Annotated in this window: 18 protein-coding genes; 9 read left to right on the plus strand and 9 right to left on the minus strand. The window is 73.4% G+C overall.

The features are described from left to right. Positions 1 to 140: 140 nt before the first annotated feature. A complete protein-coding gene (locus tag ACBR40_RS38405; RefSeq protein ID WP_344206219.1) occupies positions 141 to 449 on the minus strand; it encodes a hypothetical protein in 309 nt (102 codons plus the stop codon). A gap of 43 nt (positions 450 to 492) precedes the next feature. After that, a complete protein-coding gene (locus ACBR40_RS38410) occupies positions 493 to 1,641 on the minus strand; it encodes an AMP-binding protein (protein ID WP_371251877.1) in 1,149 nt (382 codons plus the stop codon). A gap of 95 nt (positions 1,642 to 1,736) precedes the next feature. Between ACBR40_RS38410 and ACBR40_RS38415 the strand changes: the two genes are divergently transcribed. Both ACBR40_RS38415 and menD read left to right on the plus strand, forming a co-directional pair. Beyond that, positions 1,737 to 2,630 carry an o-succinylbenzoate synthase gene (locus ACBR40_RS38415; RefSeq protein WP_371251906.1) on the plus strand — a complete coding sequence of 298 codons (894 nt, stop codon included), beginning with the start codon at positions 1,737 to 1,739 and terminating at the stop codon, positions 2,628 to 2,630. Beyond that, the gene (gene menD / locus ACBR40_RS38420; RefSeq protein WP_371251878.1) at positions 2,627 to 4,288 is read left to right on the plus strand and encodes a 2-succinyl-5-enolpyruvyl-6-hydroxy-3-cyclohexene-1-carboxylic-acid synthase; all 1,662 of its coding nucleotides are present in this window, start codon (positions 2,627 to 2,629) and stop codon (positions 4,286 to 4,288) included. The genes ACBR40_RS38415 and menD overlap by 4 nt, the downstream gene beginning before the upstream one ends. A gap of 20 nt (positions 4,289 to 4,308) precedes the next feature. Here menD and ACBR40_RS38425 read toward each other — a convergent pair whose 3' ends face one another. Together ACBR40_RS38425 and ACBR40_RS38430 are read right to left on the minus strand one after the other, a co-directional pair. Next, positions 4,309 to 5,205 carry a 5'-3' exonuclease H3TH domain-containing protein gene (locus ACBR40_RS38425; protein WP_371251907.1) on the minus strand — a complete coding sequence of 299 codons (897 nt, stop codon included), beginning with the start codon at positions 5,203 to 5,205 and terminating at the stop codon, positions 4,309 to 4,311. Between the two features lie 5 nt (positions 5,206 to 5,210). Then, positions 5,211 to 6,407 carry a SpoIIE family protein phosphatase gene (locus ACBR40_RS38430; protein ID WP_344206226.1) on the minus strand — a complete coding sequence of 399 codons (1,197 nt, stop codon included), beginning with the start codon at positions 6,405 to 6,407 and terminating at the stop codon, positions 5,211 to 5,213. 168 nt (positions 6,408 to 6,575) lie between these two features. Between ACBR40_RS38430 and ACBR40_RS38435 the strand changes: the two genes are divergently transcribed. From ACBR40_RS38435 to ACBR40_RS38465, 7 genes are all read left to right on the plus strand, one after another. After that, positions 6,576 to 7,670 carry a M24 family metallopeptidase gene (locus ACBR40_RS38435; RefSeq protein ID WP_371251908.1) on the plus strand — a complete coding sequence of 365 codons (1,095 nt, stop codon included), beginning with the start codon at positions 6,576 to 6,578 and terminating at the stop codon, positions 7,668 to 7,670. A gap of 111 nt (positions 7,671 to 7,781) precedes the next feature. Then, positions 7,782 to 8,561, plus strand: coding sequence for a protein phosphatase 2C domain-containing protein (locus ACBR40_RS38440; RefSeq protein ID WP_371251879.1), 780 nt, complete (start codon positions 7,782 to 7,784; stop codon positions 8,559 to 8,561). A gap of 66 nt (positions 8,562 to 8,627) precedes the next feature. After that, entirely contained in the window at positions 8,628 to 8,780 is a 153-nt protein-coding gene (locus ACBR40_RS38445; RefSeq protein ID WP_371251880.1) for a hypothetical protein, read from the plus strand. Between the two features lie 641 nt (positions 8,781 to 9,421). Then, positions 9,422 to 10,015, plus strand: a complete 594-nt coding sequence (locus tag ACBR40_RS38450) for an ATP/GTP-binding protein (RefSeq protein ID WP_344206229.1) — start codon at positions 9,422 to 9,424, stop codon at positions 10,013 to 10,015. 24 nt (positions 10,016 to 10,039) lie between these two features. Further along, a complete protein-coding gene (locus tag ACBR40_RS38455) occupies positions 10,040 to 10,507 on the plus strand; it encodes an Lrp/AsnC family transcriptional regulator (protein ID WP_344206230.1) in 468 nt (155 codons plus the stop codon). Between the two features lie 66 nt (positions 10,508 to 10,573). Continuing rightward, positions 10,574 to 11,701, plus strand: a complete 1,128-nt coding sequence (locus ACBR40_RS38460) for a mandelate racemase/muconate lactonizing enzyme family protein (RefSeq protein WP_371251881.1) — start codon at positions 10,574 to 10,576, stop codon at positions 11,699 to 11,701. Next, the gene (locus tag ACBR40_RS38465) at positions 11,698 to 12,366 is read left to right on the plus strand and encodes a FadR/GntR family transcriptional regulator (RefSeq protein WP_344206232.1); all 669 of its coding nucleotides are present in this window, start codon (positions 11,698 to 11,700) and stop codon (positions 12,364 to 12,366) included. The genes ACBR40_RS38460 and ACBR40_RS38465 overlap by 4 nt, the downstream gene beginning before the upstream one ends. Before the next feature lie 13 nt (positions 12,367 to 12,379). On the opposite strand, the gene ACBR40_RS38470 is transcribed toward ACBR40_RS38465, so the two are convergent. The 5 genes from ACBR40_RS38470 to ACBR40_RS38490 are packed head-to-tail and all read right to left on the minus strand — an operon-like array spanning position 12,380 to position 17,772. After that, positions 12,380 to 13,378, minus strand: a complete 999-nt coding sequence (locus ACBR40_RS38470; protein WP_371251882.1) for an N-acetylglucosamine kinase — start codon at positions 13,376 to 13,378, stop codon at positions 12,380 to 12,382. After that, positions 13,375 to 14,646 (minus strand): 6-phospho-beta-glucosidase, encoded by a 1,272-nt coding sequence (locus ACBR40_RS38475; protein ID WP_371251883.1) that lies wholly within the window; start codon positions 14,644 to 14,646, stop codon positions 13,375 to 13,377. The genes ACBR40_RS38470 and ACBR40_RS38475 overlap by 4 nt, the downstream gene beginning before the upstream one ends. Beyond that, positions 14,643 to 15,476 carry a carbohydrate ABC transporter permease gene (locus ACBR40_RS38480; RefSeq protein WP_371251884.1) on the minus strand — a complete coding sequence of 278 codons (834 nt, stop codon included), beginning with the start codon at positions 15,474 to 15,476 and terminating at the stop codon, positions 14,643 to 14,645. The genes ACBR40_RS38475 and ACBR40_RS38480 overlap by 4 nt, the downstream gene beginning before the upstream one ends. Then, the gene (locus tag ACBR40_RS38485; RefSeq protein ID WP_371251885.1) at positions 15,473 to 16,429 is read right to left on the minus strand and encodes a carbohydrate ABC transporter permease; all 957 of its coding nucleotides are present in this window, start codon (positions 16,427 to 16,429) and stop codon (positions 15,473 to 15,475) included. Before ACBR40_RS38485 ends, ACBR40_RS38480 begins: the two co-directional genes overlap by 4 nt. A 2-nt stretch (positions 16,430 to 16,431) precedes the next feature. Next, on the minus strand, positions 16,432 to 17,772 hold the full coding sequence (locus tag ACBR40_RS38490) for an ABC transporter substrate-binding protein (protein ID WP_371251886.1): 1,341 nt from the start codon (positions 17,770 to 17,772) through the stop codon (positions 16,432 to 16,434). Positions 17,773 to 17,800 lie beyond the last annotated feature (28 nt).

Genomic DNA, 17,800 nt, shown 5'->3' on the forward strand with positions numbered 1-17,800 from the left:
GAAGCGATCAGGCAGGTTGTGGCGGGGCGGCTTCGCTGTCCGCACGGCGCACCAGTATCAATAACGCCAATTTCCGCCATTTGTTCCCGAGGGGACGAACTACCGAAAAAGCGGCAGATTACACCGGGAACGCCGTACCGTCACTCCGTGATGTGGAAGACGCCACCCTCGGTGACCACCGGCATGGGCATGGGCTCGGCGCCCTCCATGCGGTCGTCGCTCCAGTACTCGAAGACCTCGTCGGGGTCGGGGTTGACCTCCTCGGAGACGACCACGCCGTCGTCGGCGCCGCCGGAGGACTCGGGGGCCGGCCCCTCCACCACCGCTCTCGTCTCCTCTGCCGCCTGGTCGAGCCTGCCCGCCGAGGCGGCCGCCGCGATGGAGATCCCCCCGGCGACGATGACGCCGACGACGGCCGCGGATGCCCACATCTTGCGGGTCTGGTCCATGAAGGCTCCCTCCTTCTCCCCACTATGACGCAGCGGCACTTCGTCAGGTTCCTGCCTTCAGGCTGACCAGGTCGGTCTTGCCGTTAGGCAGCAGGGGCAGGGCGGCGACGAGGCGCAGCTCGCGGGGGGCGGCGTAGGAGGGCAGCCTATCGTGGGAGTACGCCCGCAATTGCTCAAGCGTGAGGGGTGTGTCGGGATCGGCGGGCACGACGACGGCGGTGACCCGTTCGCCCCATTCGGGATCGGGGACGCCGATCACGGCCACGTCGGCGATCCCCGGATGCTCGCCCAGGACGGCCGCCACCGCGCCGGCCACCACCTTCTCGCCGCCGGTGTTGATCACGTCGTCGGCCCGGCCCAGCACCCGCAGCCGCCCGCCGGACAGCTCGCCGAGGTCGGAGGTGACGAACCAGTCGCCGTCGAAGGGCTCGGGGCCGCCGAAGCGGTAGCCGGAGAACAGCACGGGGCCGGCGATCCTGATCAGCCCGTCCGCGCCGATCTTGAGATCTACGTTGTAAAGGGGCAGGCCGTCGTACACGCAACCGCCGCTGGTCTCGCTGCTGCCGTACGAGGTCACGACCCGGGCGCCGAGGTCCCGGGCCTGCTCCAGCAGGCCGGGGCGGGGCGCGGCGCCGCCCAGCAGGATCGTGCGGAACACCGACAGATCGGCCCCCAGCTCGACCAGCCGGTGCAGCTGCGTCGGCACCAGCGAGACGTGCTCGGCCCCCGACTCCAGCACCGCGCGCGGGTCGAAGCGCGGCTGGATGATCGGCTCGGTGCCCGACAGCAGCGCGCGGACCAGCACCTGCAGCCCGGAGACGTGCGAGACCGGCAGGCAGCACAGCCAGCGCTCGCCCTTGGACGCCTCCAGGCGGCGCAGCGAGGCGGCCGCCGAGGCGCGCAGCGCGGTGGCCGACAGCATGACGCCCTTGGGCGCGCCGGTGCTGCCGCTGGTGGCGATCACGACGGCGACGTCCTCGGGGACGCCCTCGCCGCCGTCGAGCCGCACGCCGTCCGCGTGCGTGGGGCGCAGCGAGGCGATCGCGGCAGCGGAGGAGCCATCGGGCGGCAGCGGCAGGACGGCGGGGCCGCCGCCGTCGAGCGCCGCGCGGATCGCCGAGAAGAGGGCAGGCCCGGGAGGCTGCACAATGGCATGCAGCGGGCGGTCCGGATGCGACGGGTTCCTCCACATGCTCGTAAGGTTAATGGCGACAGGTCGGACAAAGGCGCAAGCGGGGGAGGGTCGTGGCGCGTTCTCCCGAGGCCCCGGTGGTCTTCAGGATCCCGATGCGGACGCGGTTCCGGGGACAGACCGTCAGGGAAGGCGTGCTGCTGCGCGGCCCGGCCGGGTGGGGCGAGTTCTCCCCGTTCCCCGAGTACGGCCCGCGCGAGTGCGCCCGCTGGCTCGCCTGCGCCCGCGAGGCCGCCTTCGAGGGCTGGCCGGCGCCGGTGCGCGAGCGCGTCCCCGTCAACGCCACGGTCCCGGCCGTCGATCCCGAGGAGGCGCACGCGATCGTGCGGCGCTCCGGGTGCGGCACGGCCAAGGTCAAGGTGGCCGAGCGCGGCCAGAGCTTCGACGACGACGTGGCCAGGGTGGAGGCCGTGCGCGACGCGCTCGGGCCGTCGGGCCGGCTGCGGGTGGACGTCAACGGCGCGTGGAGCGTCGACGAGGCCGTCTCCCGGCTGAGGCGCCTGGACAAGTACGACCTGGAGTACGCCGAGCAGCCGTGCGCCACCCTGGAGGAGCTGGCCGCCGTCCGGCGGGCCTGCGACGTGCCGATCGCCGCCGACGAGTCGATCCGCCGCGCCGAGGACCCGCTGCGGGTGCGCGCGGCCGAGGCGGCCGACGTGGCGGTGGTCAAGGTGCAGCCGCTCGGCGGCGTGCGCGAGGCGCTGCGCGTGGTGGAGGCGTGCGGGCTGCCCGCCGTGGTCTCCAGCGCGGTGGAGACGTCCGTGGGGCTCGCGGCGGGGCTGGCGCTGGCGGCCGCGCTGCCGTCGCTGCCGTACGCGTGCGGGCTCGGCACGATGGCGCTGCTCGACGGCGATGTGGTGGACGACTCGCTGGTGCCCGTGGACGGCGAGCTGACCGTCCGCCGCCCCGAGGTGAATTCTCAGCTTTTGTCGGCCTTTGAGATTGATTCTCCCCAGTGGCTTCGCCGGATGCAGGAGGCGTCACGTTGAACCCCGCTACCGCACTGGCCACGGTGCTCGTCGACGAGCTGGTGCGCTGCGGCCTGACCGACGTGGTGCTCGCCCCCGGCTCGCGCTCGGCCCCGCTGGCGCTGGCGCTGCACGCCGAGTCGCGGGTGCGGCTGCACGTGCGCATCGACGAGCGTTCGGCGTCGTACCTGGCGCTGGGGCTGGCCAAGCGGAGCGAGCGGCCGGTGGCGCTGATCTGCTCCTCCGGCACCGCCACCGCCAACTTCCACCCGGCCGTGATCGAGGCGGCCGAGTCCGGCGTGCCGCTGCTCGTGCTCACCGCCGACCGGCCGCCCGAACTGCGCGGCACCGGCGCCAACCAGACCATCGACCAGCTCAAGATGTACGGCTCCGCGACGCGCTGGTTCGCCGAGGTCGGCGTCCCCGAGGACCGCCCCGGCCAGGTCGCCTACTGGCGCTCGCTCGCCTGCCGCGCCTACCAGCGCGCCACCGGCCCGTCCGACCCCGGCCCCGTCCACCTCAACCTGGCCTTCCGCGAGCCGCTGATCCCCGACGGCGACACCACCTGGTGCGAGCCGCTGGACGGCGGCGCGAACGGCCCCTGGGTACGCGCCCGCGTCGCGCCCCCGCCGATCGCCCTGCACATCCCGCCCACCCGGCGCGGCGTGCTCGTCGTCGGCGACGGCGCCGCCAACGTGCGCCGCTACGTCGCCGCGGCCGGCATGGCGGGCTGGCCCGTGCTGTCGGAGCCCAACGGCGGCGCCCGCTACGGCGACCACGCCGTCTCCACCTACCACCACCTGCTGAGCACGCCCGAGTTCGCCGACAACCACCGGCCCGACGTGGTCGTCACGCTCGGCCGCCCCGGGCTGTCCCGGCCGCTGCTGTCGTGGCTGCGGCGGGCCGGCGAGCACATCGTGGTCGCCCCCGATCTCGGCCGCTGGCCCGACCCGACCCGCTCGGCCACCCAGGTCGCCCAGGCCGTGGAGATCCCGGTCGCGGCCGGCGACGACAGCTGGCTGCACGCCTGGCGGCACGCCGACCGGGCCGCCAGGACGGCCGTCGACGACGTGCTCGACGCCTCGGGCCTCAGCGAGCCGCGCCTGGCCAGGGACCTCGTGGACGCGCTGCCCAACGGGGCGCTGCTGTTCTGCGGCTCCTCGATGCCGATCCGCGACCTCGACCAGGCGATGCGGCCGCGGCGCGGCATCCGGCTCATGGCCAACCGGGGCGCGTCCGGCATCGACGGGCTGGTCTCCACGGCGATGGGGGCGGCGCTGGCGCACAACGGGCCGTCGTACGCGCTGCTCGGCGACCTGACGTTCCTGCACGACCAGAACGGGCTGATCCTCGGGCCCCGCGAGCCGCGGCCCGACGTGTGCTTCGTGGTGGTCAACAACGACGGGGGCGGGATCTTCTCGCTGCTGCCGCAGGCCGCGGTGCGCGACCCGTTCGAACGGGTCTTCGGCACGCCGCACGGCGTGGACCTCGGCTATGTCGCGGCGGCCACCGGGACGCCGTACACGCTGGTGCCCGACCTGTCCGACCTGCCCAAGGCCATGCGCGGCGAGGGGCCGCGGATCGTCGAGGTGCGCACCGACCGCGAGGAGAACGTGCGCGTGCACGCCCGCCTGCGCGAGGCCGCGCAGGCGGCGATCCGCGCCGCCCTGGCGGCCTGACCCGCCGTACGTGGGGGGTCTCAGCGGTCCAGCACGGTGAGCAGCCGGTTGAGCGGGCTGTCCAGGCCCCAGCGGTCGGCCAGCGCCACCAGCGCCTCCGGGTCGCGTGGCTTGGCCGGCACGGCGAGGTCGGCGTCGGGGAGCGGCGCGTCGTGCGCGACCTTGACGACCGCGGGCGCGGCCCGCAGGTAGTCGCGGGCGGCGGCCAGCTTGGCGCGGCTGCCCGCGGGGAACCCCTCGGAGCCGCCCGCGTCGAGGGCCTCCAGCAGCGCGGGCAGCGAGCCGAAACGGGTGATGAGGGCGGCGGCCGTCTTGTCGCCGACGCCCGGCACGCCGGGCAGGCCGTCACTGGGGTCGCCGCGCAGGGTGGCGAAGTCGGCGTAGGAGCGGCCGGGCACGCCGTACTTCCCGGTCACGAACGCCTCGTCCACGATCTGCAGGTTGCGGATGCCGCGCGCGGTGTAGAGCACCCGCACCGGACGGGCGTCGTCCACGAGCTGGAACAGGTCGCGGTCGCCGGTCACGATGTCCACCGCGCCCCGCCCCGCCCGGTGGGTGAGCGTGCCGATCACGTCGTCGGCCTCGTAGCCGGGCGACTCCAGGCGGGCGATGCCGACCGCGTCCAGCACCTCGTTGATGACGGCGATCTGCGGCACCAGCGTCTCCGGCACCTCCTCGGCGTCGCCCTCGGCGACCCGGTGCGCCTTGTACGTCGGGAACGCCGCCACCCGGAACGCCGGCCGCCAGTCCGCGTCCATCGTCGCCACGAGCTCGGCGGGGGAGTAGTCGCGTACGAGCGTGGCGATCATGTCGATCAGGCCGCGGACCGCGTTGACCGGCGTGCCGTCGGGAGCCTTGATCGTCTCCGGCACGCCGAAGAAGGCGCGGAAGTAGAGGGACGGGGTGTCCAGGAGCATCAGCACTACCCCAGTATGCCCACCCCCAGCAGGCACGCGTCGTCCTCGGGATTGGGGCCGCCGATGTCGGCGAGCAGCTTGTCGAGCCCGGTCTCCAGGTCGTGCTCCAGGCGGCCCGGCACCTCGCGGGCGGCGGCCATGACGAGGTCGAGGCCGACGTCGAGGTCGCGGGTGCGCCGCTCCACCAGCCCGTCGGTGAACATCAGCAGCACGTCGCCCGGCTTCAGCCGGGTCGTGGCCAGCTCGTACGGCCGTCCCTCCGCCGCCCCCAGCAGCACCCCCCGCGGCGGGTCCAGCGGCGTCGCGGTCCCGTCGCGCACCAGGACGGGCGCCAGGTGCCCGGCCTGGCTCCAGGCGAACACCCGCGTCTCCGGGTCGAGATGCCCGATGACCGCCGTGGCGGTGGTGTCCCTGATCTGGTGCAGCACCAGCTCGTTCAGCCAGTCGAGCAGCCGGTGCGCGGGCCGGCCGGTCATGGCCAGGCCGACCAGGGCGTGCCGGAGCTGGGCCATGTGCGCGATGGCGGGCAGGCCGTGCCCGGAGACGTCGCCGACGGCCAGCAGCAGCCGCCCGTCGGGGGCCGGGGACGCCTCGAACCAGTCGCCGCCGAGGCTCGCGGTCTTCTCGGCGGGGACGTACCGAACCGCCACCCGTATGTCCGGCAGGCCCGGCGAACAGGCCAGATCCGGCAGGATCGCCTCGCGCAGCGCCAGCATCACGTGGCGCTCCTCCGCGGCCCGCTCGCGCGCCTCCAGGAGCTGGCGGCGCGACTCCGACATCATGCGCTCGGCCCGCCGGCGGCCGGTGATGTCCTGGATGACGCCGTGCAGGCCGACCGCCCCGCCGTCGCCCATCAGGGGCTCCAGCACCACGCGGATGTCGCGCAGGTCGCTCCAGTTGCCGCCCCGGCGGATGCGCAGCTCGGCCTGGACCGGCTCCACGCAGCGCAGCGCGGCCCACAGCAGCCGGTCGAGCGCGGCCACGTCGGACGGCACGACGTGCTCGGCCAGCCGGGGCAGCGCGATCGGGCCCTTGTCCGGGTCGCGGCCGAAGATCGTGTACACCTGGTCGGACCAGGTCGTCTCGCCGGTGTGGAAGTGCCACTCGGCCCAGCCCAGGTTGCCGAGCCGCTGCGCGTGAGCCAGCCTGGCGGCCAGCATCTCCGCGTCGGTGTCCGGCCCTAGCAGCCCGGCCGCGCTCATGACGTCGACCATAATCTCGCTTCCAAAGCGCAGTGGATCTGGACAATTGTTCCCACACTACGTGATCGATTAGGAACGGTCTGTAGCGATCCGAAGCGCCGGGAAGAGCTTTCCGCGGATTTTAGGAGGGGCGGCCGAGAGTAGATTGGCCTGGTGACGTCCTCAGACTTGTATCCCGTGTCCCGTCTGGCCGCCGTGCAGGAGGCCACCGCCAAGGGCGGGCTCGACGCCCTGCTGCTCACGCCCGGCCCCGACCTGCGCTACGTCAGCGGCTACGACGCCAAGCCGCTCGAGCGGCTGACGTGCCTGGTGGTGCCGGCGGCCGGCGAGCCCTTCATGATGGTGCCCCGCCTGGAGCTGCCCGCCGCCGAGGCCTCGCCCGCCTCGCGGCTCGGGCTGGAGTTCGTGGCCTGGGACGAGACCGACGACCCCTACGCGCTCGCCGCGGCCCGCCTCGGCGACGTGGCGAAGGTGGGGCTGGCCGACCGCATGTGGGCCATGTCGTCGTTGCGCTTCCGCGACGTGCTGCCCGGCACCGAGCAGGTGCTGGCCGGCAGCGTGCTGCGGGAGCTGCGGATGCGCAAGTCCCCGGCCGAGGTGGCGGCGTTGCGCGAGGCGGGGGAGGCGATCGACGCCGTCCACCGCCAGGTGCCCGAGCTGCTGCGCGCCGGGCGCACCGAGCGCGAGGTGGCCCGCGACATCGCCGAGGCCATCCTGGCCTCCGGGCACGCCACCGTCGACTTCGTGATCGTCGCCTCCGGGCCCAACGGCGCGAGCCCCCACCACGACGTGTCCGACCGGGTCATCCGGCCGGGCGAGCCGGTCGTGGTCGACATCGGCGGCCAGCTCCACAACGGCTACTGCTCCGACTCCACCCGCACCTACAGCGTCGGCGAGCCGCCGGCCGACTTCGCCGCCTACTACGAGGTGCTGCGCCAGGCGCAGGAGGCCGCGTGCGCCGCCGTGCGGCCCGGCGTGTCGTGCGAGTCGGTCGACGCGGCCGCGCGCGACCTCATCACCGCCGCCGGCTACGGCGAGCACTTCGTCCACCGCACCGGGCACGGCATCGGCATCGAGACGCACGAGGAGCCGTACATCGTGGCGGGCAACGGCGAACCGCTGGAGCCCGGGCACGCCTTCTCCGTCGAGCCCGGCATCTACCTGGCGGGGCGGCACGGCGCGCGCATCGAGGACATCGTGGTGTGCACGGAGAGCGGTGGGGAGCGGCTCAACAACACGTCGCGCGAGCTGGTGATCGTCTGAGCGGCGGCGGCGGTGCCGTCGCCGGCCTGCCTGGCCCGTCGGGCCCGTCCGCCCGCCCGGCTCGACGGTCCCGGCGGACCCGACCGGCGCAAGACAGCGCTCCCGGCGTAGATGTTCACCGAGATAGCCTGCGCCAGCGCTCCCGGTGACGCCGGGCGGCCGAACGAGGACCTGGCCGTCGCCGGGCCGTCGTGGGTCGTCGTCATCGACGGGGCGACGGCGCCGGCCGGGGTCGACAGCGGGTGCGCGCACGACGTCGCGTGGCTGGTGGCGCGGCTCGGCGGGGCGCTCGCGGCCCGGCTGTCCGCCGACGCGCCCGCCCCGGTGCCGACGCCGCTGCCCGAACTGCTGGCGGCCGCCATCGCCGACACCGCTGGGGCACACGGGAGCGGCTGCGACCTGGGCGACCTCGACTCGCCGTCGGCGACCGTCGCCCTGGTCCGGGCCGCGGCCGGCCGCCTGGACTACCTCGTGCTGGGGGACTCCCCGGTGCTGCTCGGCCTGGCGGGCGGCGGGGTGCGGGTGGTGGCCGACGACCGGCTGGAGCGGCTGCCGGGCGGGCGGCCGTACTCGCTGGAGCTGGTACGGCGGCTGCGCAACGCGCCCGGCGGGTTCTGGGTGGCCGCCGCCCGGCCCGAGGCCGCCGCTGAGGCCGTACACGGCAGCGTCGACCTGCGCGCGGTGCGTGCGGCCGGATTGTGCACCGACGGCGTCACCCGGCTCGTCGACTGGTACGGCTGGAGCTGGGACGACCTGGCCGCGGAGCTGGAGACCCGGGGCCCGCGGGCGGCCGTCGAGGCGGTGCGGGCCCTGGAGACCACCCGAGGGCCGATGCGCGGCAAGCTCCACGACGACGCCACCGCCGTGTGGGCCCGGCTCCCGGGGGCATGACCGCATTTCTGCGAGGCCGGTACGGGCGATCGCCGGGAGTGGACGGCCGCAGGGGAGGGGCTCGGGGTGCGGGGGCGGGCGGAGCGGGTCAGGCTCGGTGGCTTCGAGTACCACCTCGGCAAGATCTGCACCAAGCTCGGCATCAGGTCCCCTGCGGCCCTCGCCGCCAAGGTCATCGAGGCCCGTCGGGGGGAGGGCGGACTCACGGACGCGCGGTAGGCGGCAGGGGGCCATGACCGTCTGCGGGCGCTGGTCCTGCCGGGATACGTCCACCTTGCGACGGGTTGATGCTCATCGGGCCGGATTTCGCCCTCCTGGTCGCGGCGGCCGACCTGACCGAATCCGCGGCGTGCGGCCTCCCGGAGCGGGAAACTGTTGCGAGCAATCGGGACGCCGGGGACGGCAACCTACGTCCTTGGCGCGGCGAAGGACCGCCGGAGGCCGGTCGGGCGCGTACCGCACGGTGGTCTCGTGCCCGGCGGCACCGGACGTCTCGCGCCGGCGGCCGTGCGAGAGCGGCCGCACCCACGTCCACCTGCGATGGCGGCCCTCCTCCGCAGGTCCGGGCTCGGCGGCTTTTCGGACTGTGAGGGCCGGCGTAAAGGGTCTGTCGGATCACCTGACAGCGTTCCTTGACTGGGCGAGTGGTAAGGCGGCGTATAAGAGGGCTCAGCGCTACAAACCGTGACATTTGGTTTCTTGTAAAAACTTGCGGCTTGAGTGGAAAATGTGGCGTTGCTAGGGTGTCTCGATGCCAGGCATGTGGATCGGCCTTCTCAACACACCTTGACAGGTACCACTGACCACGGCACCTCAAGGTCGGGGCCGCGCATGCGCGGGAGATGTACGGGCGGTGCTGGATGGAATTCGGTCGCTCTGACCATTGGCGACTGCCGACGGCGATCAAGATCTTGATCGCCGGAGGATTCGGCGCGGGCAAGACCACCATGGTGGGCGCCGTGTCCGAGACCCGGCCACTGCGGACGGAGGAGACGCTCACACAGGTCGGCACGCACGTCGACGACCTGTCCGGCGTCGAGCGCAAGCTCACCACCACCGTCGCCATGGACTTCGGCCGCATCACGATCGCCAACGACTACATGCTCTACCTGTTCGGCACCCCCGGGCAGGAGCGCTTCTTCTTCGTCTGGGACGAGCTCGCCATGGGCGCGCTCGGCGCCGTCGTGCTCGCCGACACCCGGCGGCTCGACGACTGCTTCCCGTCCGTCGACTACTTCGAGAAGCGCGACCAGCCGTTCATCGTGGCGCTCAACTGCTTCGAGGGCACGCAGCACTTCACCGTCGGCGAGGTGCGCGACGCCATCGGCCTGGAGCCCGACGTCCCCATCGTGCGCTTCGACGCCCGCCGCCGCGACTCCAGCAGGGAGGTCCTCATCACGCTCGTCGAGCACGCGATGCGCCGGGGAGCGTCCCCTGTCGGGACCATGTCGTGACCATGACCGGCTACCTTTGATCCGATGGAGGAGATCGACCGCCGGATCGTCACGCTGCTGGCCCGCGACGGCCGCATGAGCTTCACCGACCTGGCCAGGGAGACCGGGCTCTCGGTCTCGGCGGTGCACCAGCGGGTGCGCCGCCTGGAGAAGCGCGGCGTGGTGCGCGGCTACGCCGCGATCGTCGACCACGACGCGATCGGGCTGCCGCTGACCGCGTTCGTGTCGATCAAGCCGATCGACCCCGCCGCTCCCGACGACGCCCCCGAACGCCTGGCTCACCTGACGGCCATCGAGGCCTGCCACAGCGTCGCGGGCGACGAGAGCTACATCCTCAAGGTGCGGGTGGCCTCGCCGGTGGCGCTAGAGGACCTGCTGCAGCAGATCCGGGCCGCCGCCCACGTCTCGACGCGTACGACGGTGGTGCTGAGCACCCCCTACGAGCACCGCACCCCCGAGGTCGCCCCCGAAGCGTCGCCCGACACCCCCTGACCGCCGGCGCCAGGCGTGAGGGCCCCCGGCGTCTCCGAAGTCATCATGACGACTTAGCATGTCGTCATGATGACTTCAGCGGACCGCGTCGCCCGCGTCCGGCTCTCGTCCGTCTACCTGCCCCTCGACACCCCCGTCAGCGACGCCAAGGTCCTCACCGGCCGCCAGCGCCCGATGACCGAGATCGCGTTCCTGTTCGCCGAGATCACCAGCGAGCAGGGGCACGAGGGCATCGGCTTCGCCTACTCCAAGCGCGCCGGCGGCCCCGGCCAGTACGCCCACGCCAAGGAGATCGCGAACGACCTCGTCGGCGAGGACCCCAACGACATCGCCCGCCTCTGGGACAAGCTGTGCTGGGCGGGCGCGTCCGTGGGCCGAAGCGGCCTGGCGGTGCAGGCCATCGCCGCCCTCGACATCGCCCTGTGGGACATGAAGGCCAGGCGCGCCGCCCTGCCGCTGGCCAAGCTGCTCGGCGCGCACCGCGACTCCGTGCGCTGCTACAACACCTCGGGCGGCTTCCTGCACACCCCTCTTGAGCAGGTGCTGGAGAACGCCACCGCGGCCCTGGAGCGCGGCATCGGCGGCGTCAAGATCAAGGTCGGGCAGCCCGACACCCGCGCCGACCTCGCCCGCGTACGGGCGGTGCGCGAGCACCTCGGCGACCACGTCCCGCTCATGGTGGACGCCAACCAGCAGTGGGACCGCCCTGCCGCCGCCCGCATGGGCCGGGCGCTGGAGGAGTACGGCCTGGTCTGGATCGAGGAGCCCCTGGACGCCTACGACCACGACGGGCACGCCGCCCTGGCCGCCGCGCTCGACACCCCGATCGCCACCGGGGAGATGCTCACCAGCGTCGCCGAGCACGCCGAGCTGATCCGGGCCCGCGGCGCGGACATCCTGCAGCCGGACGCGCCCCGCATCGGCGGCATCACCCCGTTCCTGCGCCTGGCCGCCCTGGCCGGCCACGAACGCCTCCAGCTCGCCCCCCACTTCGCCATGGAGATCCACCTCCACCTGGCGGCCGCGTACCCGCTGGAGCCGTGGGTGGAGCACTTCGAGTGGCTGGAGCCGCTGTTCGAGGAGCGGCTGGAGATCCGCGACGGGCGCATGCTCGTCCCCGAGCGGCCCGGCATCGGCGTCACGCTGAGCGAGCGGGCCGCCGCGTGGACCGCCGAACGCTTCGAGACGCCGTGACCAGCCGTACCCAGCAGCTCGTCGACACCCTGACGGCGCGCATCAGGGAGGGCGTGATCCGGCCGGGGGAGCGGCTGCCGACCGAGAACGAGCTGATCAGTGCCCACGGGGTGAGCAGGACCGTCGTCCGCGAGGCCGTCGCCAGGCTCAAGGCCGCCGGGCTGGTCGAGACCCAGCACGGGCGCGGCAGCTTCGTGCTGGCCCTGCCGAGCGCGACCGGCTTCGACCCGGCCCCGGCACGGACCCGGCAGGAGGTGCTCGACCTGCTGGACTTCCGGATGGGGATCGAGACGGAGTCGGCCGCGCTCGCCGCCGCCCGGCGTACGGGGGCGGCGCTGACGGGGCTGCGCGAGGCCCTGGACGCCTTCGCGGCGGCGGCGGGCAACCCCGGGGCGGCGGTCCACGCCGACCACCTGTTCCACCTGCGGATCGCCCTCGCCACCGGCAACCGGTACTACGCCGACCTGCTCGGCTCGCTCGGGCCCGCCATGATCGTCGTGCCCCGTGACCGGCTCGACCCCGGCCCGGCCGCCTTCGCCAGGATCGTCGCCGAGCACGACGACATCCACGCCGCCATCGAGCGGGGGGACGCCGAGGCCGCGCGGGCGGCCGTCCGCGTCCACCTGGCCAACAGCCGCGCCCGCCTCCTCCGCGACCCCCCGTGAGTCCCGCGGGTCCTCAGGACACCGCCTGGGCGGCGCCGGGGGGATCAGGGAGGGGAGAGTGCCGGTAGTGGCCCCTGAGGCGGGCACCGGCCGCCTCAGGGGCGCCCAGCCGGTCCAGGCCCAGCAGCGCCGCGCCCAGCACCGGAGGCTCCTTCGCCACCACCGGGACCGCGAGCGGCATCCGCAGCGCGAACTCGCCCTCCAGCAGGGACGTCAGCAGCGGGTCCCGCGCCGTCAGCAGGCCGCCGCCCAGCACCACCTCGGCCGGCGTGCCCAGCAGGCCGAGCCGGCGCAGGCACACCTCCGCCATCAGCGCCACCTCCTCCGCCTGCCGCCGCACCAGCGCCGTGGCCACCCCGTCCCCGGCCGCCGCCGCGGCGAACACGCCGGGCGCCAGCTCGTGCAGCCGCCCGTCGTCCAGCCGGCCGGTGTGCAGCGCGAGGACCACCTCCGTCACCGTCCCCGTCCCGAAGTGCGCGGTGACCAGCCCGGCGAGGAGGGTCGGGACGCCGCGGCCGTCCTCGGCGCGCACGGCGTGCCACAGGACCTCCTCGCCGAGATCGAGTCCGCCGCCCCAGTCCCCGCTGATCCGGCCGAGCGCGGGGAACCTGGCCACCGCGCCCCCGGGGGAGACGCCGACGGCGTTGATGCCCGCCCCGCACACCACCGCCACGCCCCACGGCGCGGACGCCCCCGCCCGCAGCAGCGCGAACGTGTCGTTGCGCACCACCACGTCCCCGCCGAGGCCCCGCGCGGCGAACTCCCGCGCCAGCGCCTCCTCCTCCTCGGGCAGGTCCGCCCCGGCCAGGCACGCCGACACCTGGTCGAACCGCCTGCCACCGGGGAGGGCGGCGACGGCCGACGTGACGACGTCCACGGCGGCGGCGACGCCGTCGCGCTGCGGAGCGAACGCCCCCGTCCGCGCCTCGGCCAGCACCCGGCCGTCCTCCGACACCACGGCGACGTCCGTCTTGCTGTTGCCGCCGTCCACGGCCAGGACGAGCCGCTTCACGCGCCCACCGGCCCGTGCGCCCACGGCAGGTGCGCGCGGCCCGCCTCCAGCAGCAGCGCCGTCAGCTCCTCCGCGAGCTCGTCCTGCCCGACCAGCGGGTGGGCGAGCAGCGCGTCCCGCACCCGGTCCGCGCCGCCGTGCACGGCCGCCTCCAGGGCCAGCGTCTCGTACGCCGACACGTGCCCGATCAGCCCCGCGTACAGGGGCTCGACGGGCGGCACCGGCAGCGGCCGCGCGCCCGACGCCCCGACGACCGCGGGCACCTCGACGACCGCCTCAGCCGGCAGGAACGGCAGCGTGCCGCCGTTGCGCACGTTCACCACCTGCACGTCCCGCCGGTCGCCGAGCAGGGACGCGATGAGCGCCACCGCCGCCTCCGAGTAGAACGCCCCGCCTCGCCCGGCCAGCAGCTCCGGCTTGGTCACCACGGCCGGGTCGGCGTACAGCTCCAGCAGCCGCTCCTCCAGCGCCGCCACCTCCGAGGCCCGCGACGGCCCGGTCCGCTGCTCGCGCACCACCTCGTCGTGGGCGTAGAAGTAACGCAGGTAGTACGACGGCACCGCGCCGAGCCTGGCCAGCAGCCCCGGCCGCAGCCCCACCATGGCGGCGAGCTCCGCGCCGTGCCGCTCCAGCAGCGCGGGCAGCACGTCCTCCCCGTCCAGGAACACCGCGCGCTCCCACGACAGGTGGTTGAGCCCCACGTGCCCGAGCGACACCCGCGCGGGATCGGCCCCCAGCCACGCGGCGAAACGGCGCTGGAACCCGATCGCCACGTTGCACAGCCCGATCGCCCGGTGCCCCGCGTCCAGCAGCGCCCGGGTGACGATGCCGACCGGGTTCGTGAAGTCCACGATCCAGGCGTCCGGGGCGTGCTTGCGTACGGTCTCGGCGATCGACAGCACCACCGGGACCGTGCGCAGCGCCTTGGCCAGCCCGCCCGCGCCCGTCGTCTCCTGCCCGACGCAGCCGCACCGCCCTGGCACCGTCTCGTCCAGCTCGCGGGCCGCCTGCCCGCCCACCCTGAGCTGGAACAGCACCACCGCGGCCCCCGCCACGCCCTCGGCGGCCGAGGACGTGGCCAGCACCCGCGCCGGATGCCCGGCGTGCGCGAGCATCCGCCGCGCCATCCCCGCCACCAGCTCCAGCCGGCGCGGGTCCGGATCGATCAGCGCGAGCTCCGACACCTGCAGCTCCTCGCGCAGCCGGGCGAACCCGTCCACCAGCTCCGGTGTGTACGTCGAGCCGCCCCCGACCACGGCGACCTTCACCCTTTCACCCCCGTCAAGGTCACGCCCTCGATGAACACCCGCTGGGCCAGGAAGAACAGCACGATCACCGGCGCGGTCACCAGCAGCGTGGCCGCCATGGTGAGGTTCCACTGCACGCTGTGGAACGCCTTGAAGGTCGCAAGACCCAGCGACAGCGTCAGATGGTCCTGCTGCACGCCGGCGTACAGCAGCGGACCGTAGTAGTCGTTCCAGCAGTAGAAGAACTGGAACAGCGCGACCGCCGCCACCGCGGGGCGCGCCATCGGCAGCACCACCCGCACCAGCGTGCGCAGGTCCGAGCAGCCGTCCACCTTCGCCGCGTCGGTGTAGTCGCGCGGGATCGTGACCAGGAACTGACGCAGCAGGAAGATGGAGAACGCGTCGCCGAGCAGCATCGGCAGGATCAGCGGCCACAGGCTGTCGGTCAGCCCCAGCCGCGCCCACACCAGGTAGATCGGCACCGCGACGACCTGCGGCGGCAGCATCATCGCCGCGACCACCACGAGGAACGCCGCCCGCCGCCCGCGGAAGCGGAACCGGGCCAGCGCGTAGGCTACCGGCACCGACGACACCACGGTGAACAGCGTGCCGAGCGCCGCGTACAGCAGCGTGTTGCCCGCCCACCGCAGCAGCAGCGACCGGTCGAAGACCTCGGCGAAGTTCGCCCAGTTCCAGCTCCGCGGCCACAGGTCGCTGGTCAGGCCCTGCTCGTCGGTCATCAGCGCGGTCAGCGCCATGAACGCCACCGGCGCGAGGAACATCAGCGCCAGCGCGACCGCGAACGCGTGCGTGGCGACCCACAGCAGCACCCGCCGCCTCCGGGCGCTCACGACGCCTCCTCGGCCCGGCGGAACTGCCGCAGCAGCACCAACGTGAAGATCATCGAGACGGCGAACAGCAGCAGCGCCAGCACGCAGGCGTACCCCATCGAATAATCGCGGAAGCCCACCTGGAACAGCCACTGCGGCAGCGTGAGCAGCGACTCCTCCGGATAGCCGGGCGAGAACGAGCTGCCGGGCGAGTCGGTCGCGCCCGAGGCGACCCGGGAGGCGATCATCGCCTGCGAGAAGTACTGCAGGGCGTAGATGACGTTCGTGACCAGGGCGAACATCAGCACCGGCGCGATCGTCGGCAGCGTCACGCTGCGGAACTGCCGCCAGGCGCCCGCGCCGTCGATGGCCGCGGCCTCGTACAGATGCCTGGGCACGTCCAGCAGCGCCGCCAGGAAGATCACCATGAGCTGGCCGCAGCCCCACAGCGACAGCAGCGTCAGGCTCGGCTTGGACCAGTCGGGATCGCCGAACCAGTCAGGACCCCGCACCCCCACCAGCGACAGCAGGTGGTCGACCGGGCCGGTGCCGGGGTTCAGCAGGAAGACGAACGTGATCGTGCCCGCCGTCATCGGCACCAGCGACGGCAGGTAGAACACCGTGCGCAGCAGCCCCGCCCCGGCCTTGAGCCGGACCACGAGCTGGGCGAGCGCCAGCGAGAACAGCACCGTCGCCGGGACCATCACGGCCACCAGCCACAGCGTGTTGCGCGCCGAGACGCCCACCCGGGGATCGCGCAGCAGATAACGGTAGTTGTCGAGCCCGGCGAACTCGAGGGTGTACATGTCGTAGCGGTGGAAGGAGAAGTACACCGTGGACAGCAGCGGGTAGACGAAGAAGACCGACACCCCGGCGATCCACGGCGACAGCCACAGGAGGGCACGCGCGCCCTCGCCGCGCCACCAACGGGGCCACCACCGGGGACGCGGCGGCGCGGCGGGGATGGAGGTCACGATCAGCCTCCGGACAGCTTCAGCTTGTCGTTGATCTGCCGGTCCACGTCCTTCAGCCCGGCCTCCAGGTCCTTCACCGAGCCCCGCTCCCACTTGGCGACGAACGCGGCGAACGCCTCCTGGTTGAAGACGCTGTTCACGCTGGCCGGCAGCGTCGAGGTCCTGGGATGCGCGAAGACGTCGAGGAACGTCTGGAAGTTGGCGTCCTTGACCAGGTCGGGCGAGTCCATCGCGGCCTTGGTCGTGGGGACGTTGCGCAGCGCGTTCGACAGCGTCACCAGCGAGCCGGTGTCGGTCGTCAGGTACTTCACCAGCTCCCACGCCTGCTGCGGATGTTTCGCGCCCTTCGGCACGCCGATCACGGTCCCGGCGGTGAAGCCGCTGCCGTAGAGCTCGGGCCGGTCGTCGGCGACCGGCAGGGGAGCGGTGCCGTAGTCCAGGTCCTTCGCGTCGAGGGCGATCATCGCGTTGCGCCACTCGCCGTCCAGGACCATCGCGACCTTGCCCTTGTGGAACGGGTGCTCGGCGCTCCACTCGTCGCCCAGGCCCTTCCTGAACTTCTCCAGCTTGTCGTGGCCGTACCAGTCGACCAGCTCCTTCTGCCAGGTCAGCAGCTCGCGCCAGGCCGGGTCGGAGCCGATCGCCGAGGTGCCGTCGACGTTGTACCACTTCGCGCCCACCATCGGGCCGAGGTGGCTCGGGCTGTTCTCGTAGTACTGGACGCTCGGGATGAACCCGGCGACCTTGATCGTGCCGTCGGCGTCGCGGACGGTCAGCTTCTTGGCCAGGTCCGCCAGCTCGCTCAGCGTCCGCGGCGGCTCGTGGCCCTTCATCAGCGCCTTGTTGTAGTAGAGGCCGTAGGCGTCGGCCAGCAGCGGCAGCGTGCACTGGCGGCCCTCGAACGCGGTGTAGGAGCGGGCCACGGCCGGCAGCACCGACAGGTCGATCCCGTCCTGCGCGATCACCGGCGTCAGGTCCTGGAACGCTCCCGACCTGCACCACTGGGCGACGTTGTCCGTCGTGAACGAGGCCGCCACGTCGGGGGCGTTGCCGCCGCGGATCGCCTGGGTGATCTGGTCGTCCTGGACGCCCTTGGTGGCCTTGACGGTGATCTGCGGATACTTCTGGTTGAACCTCGCGATGGCCTCCTCGAACGCCTTCACCTCGGCGTCGGTGGAGAAGCCGTGCCACAGCTCGACGGTGGCCGCGGGCAGGGCCTGCGAGGCCGATCCCGAGGGCCGGGGAGCGCCGAGCGAGGGCCCGGCCTCCTTGCCTGCGGTGCAGGCGGTCAGCGCGGCCGAGCACAGCAGTGCCGCGGCGGCCGCCAGAGGGACGAAGCGCACGGGGGGTGCCTCCTGCAGTGGGGGGGGT

Origin of the sequence: Nonomuraea sp. AD125B, assembly GCF_041402765.1 — a bacterium.
In the GTDB taxonomy this organism is placed as follows: Bacteria; Actinomycetota; Actinomycetes; order Streptosporangiales; family Streptosporangiaceae; genus Nonomuraea; species Nonomuraea bangladeshensis.

What these genes read in the sequence shown, in the direction of transcription:
- ACBR40_RS38405 (WP_344206219.1), bottom strand. Translation starts at nt 449, where the DNA reads ATGGACCAGACCCGCAAGATGTGGGCATCCGCGGCCGTCGTCGGCGTC.
- ACBR40_RS38410 (WP_371251877.1), bottom strand. Translation starts at nt 1,641, where the DNA reads ATGTGGAGGAACCCGTCGCATCCGGACCGCCCGCTGCATGCCATTGTG.
- ACBR40_RS38415 (WP_371251906.1), top strand. Translation starts at nt 1,737, where the DNA reads ATGCGGACGCGGTTCCGGGGACAGACCGTCAGGGAAGGCGTGCTGCTG.
- ACBR40_RS38425 (WP_371251907.1), bottom strand. Translation starts at nt 5,205, where the DNA reads ATGCTCCTGGACACCCCGTCCCTCTACTTCCGCGCCTTCTTCGGCGTG.
- ACBR40_RS38430 (WP_344206226.1), bottom strand. Translation starts at nt 6,407, where the DNA reads ATGAGCGCGGCCGGGCTGCTAGGGCCGGACACCGACGCGGAGATGCTG.
- ACBR40_RS38440 (WP_371251879.1), top strand. Translation starts at nt 7,782, where the DNA reads ATGTTCACCGAGATAGCCTGCGCCAGCGCTCCCGGTGACGCCGGGCGG.
- ACBR40_RS38450 (WP_344206229.1), top strand. Translation starts at nt 9,422, where the DNA reads ATGGAATTCGGTCGCTCTGACCATTGGCGACTGCCGACGGCGATCAAG.
- ACBR40_RS38455 (WP_344206230.1), top strand. Translation starts at nt 10,040, where the DNA reads ATGGAGGAGATCGACCGCCGGATCGTCACGCTGCTGGCCCGCGACGGC.
- ACBR40_RS38460 (WP_371251881.1), top strand. Translation starts at nt 10,574, where the DNA reads ATGATGACTTCAGCGGACCGCGTCGCCCGCGTCCGGCTCTCGTCCGTC.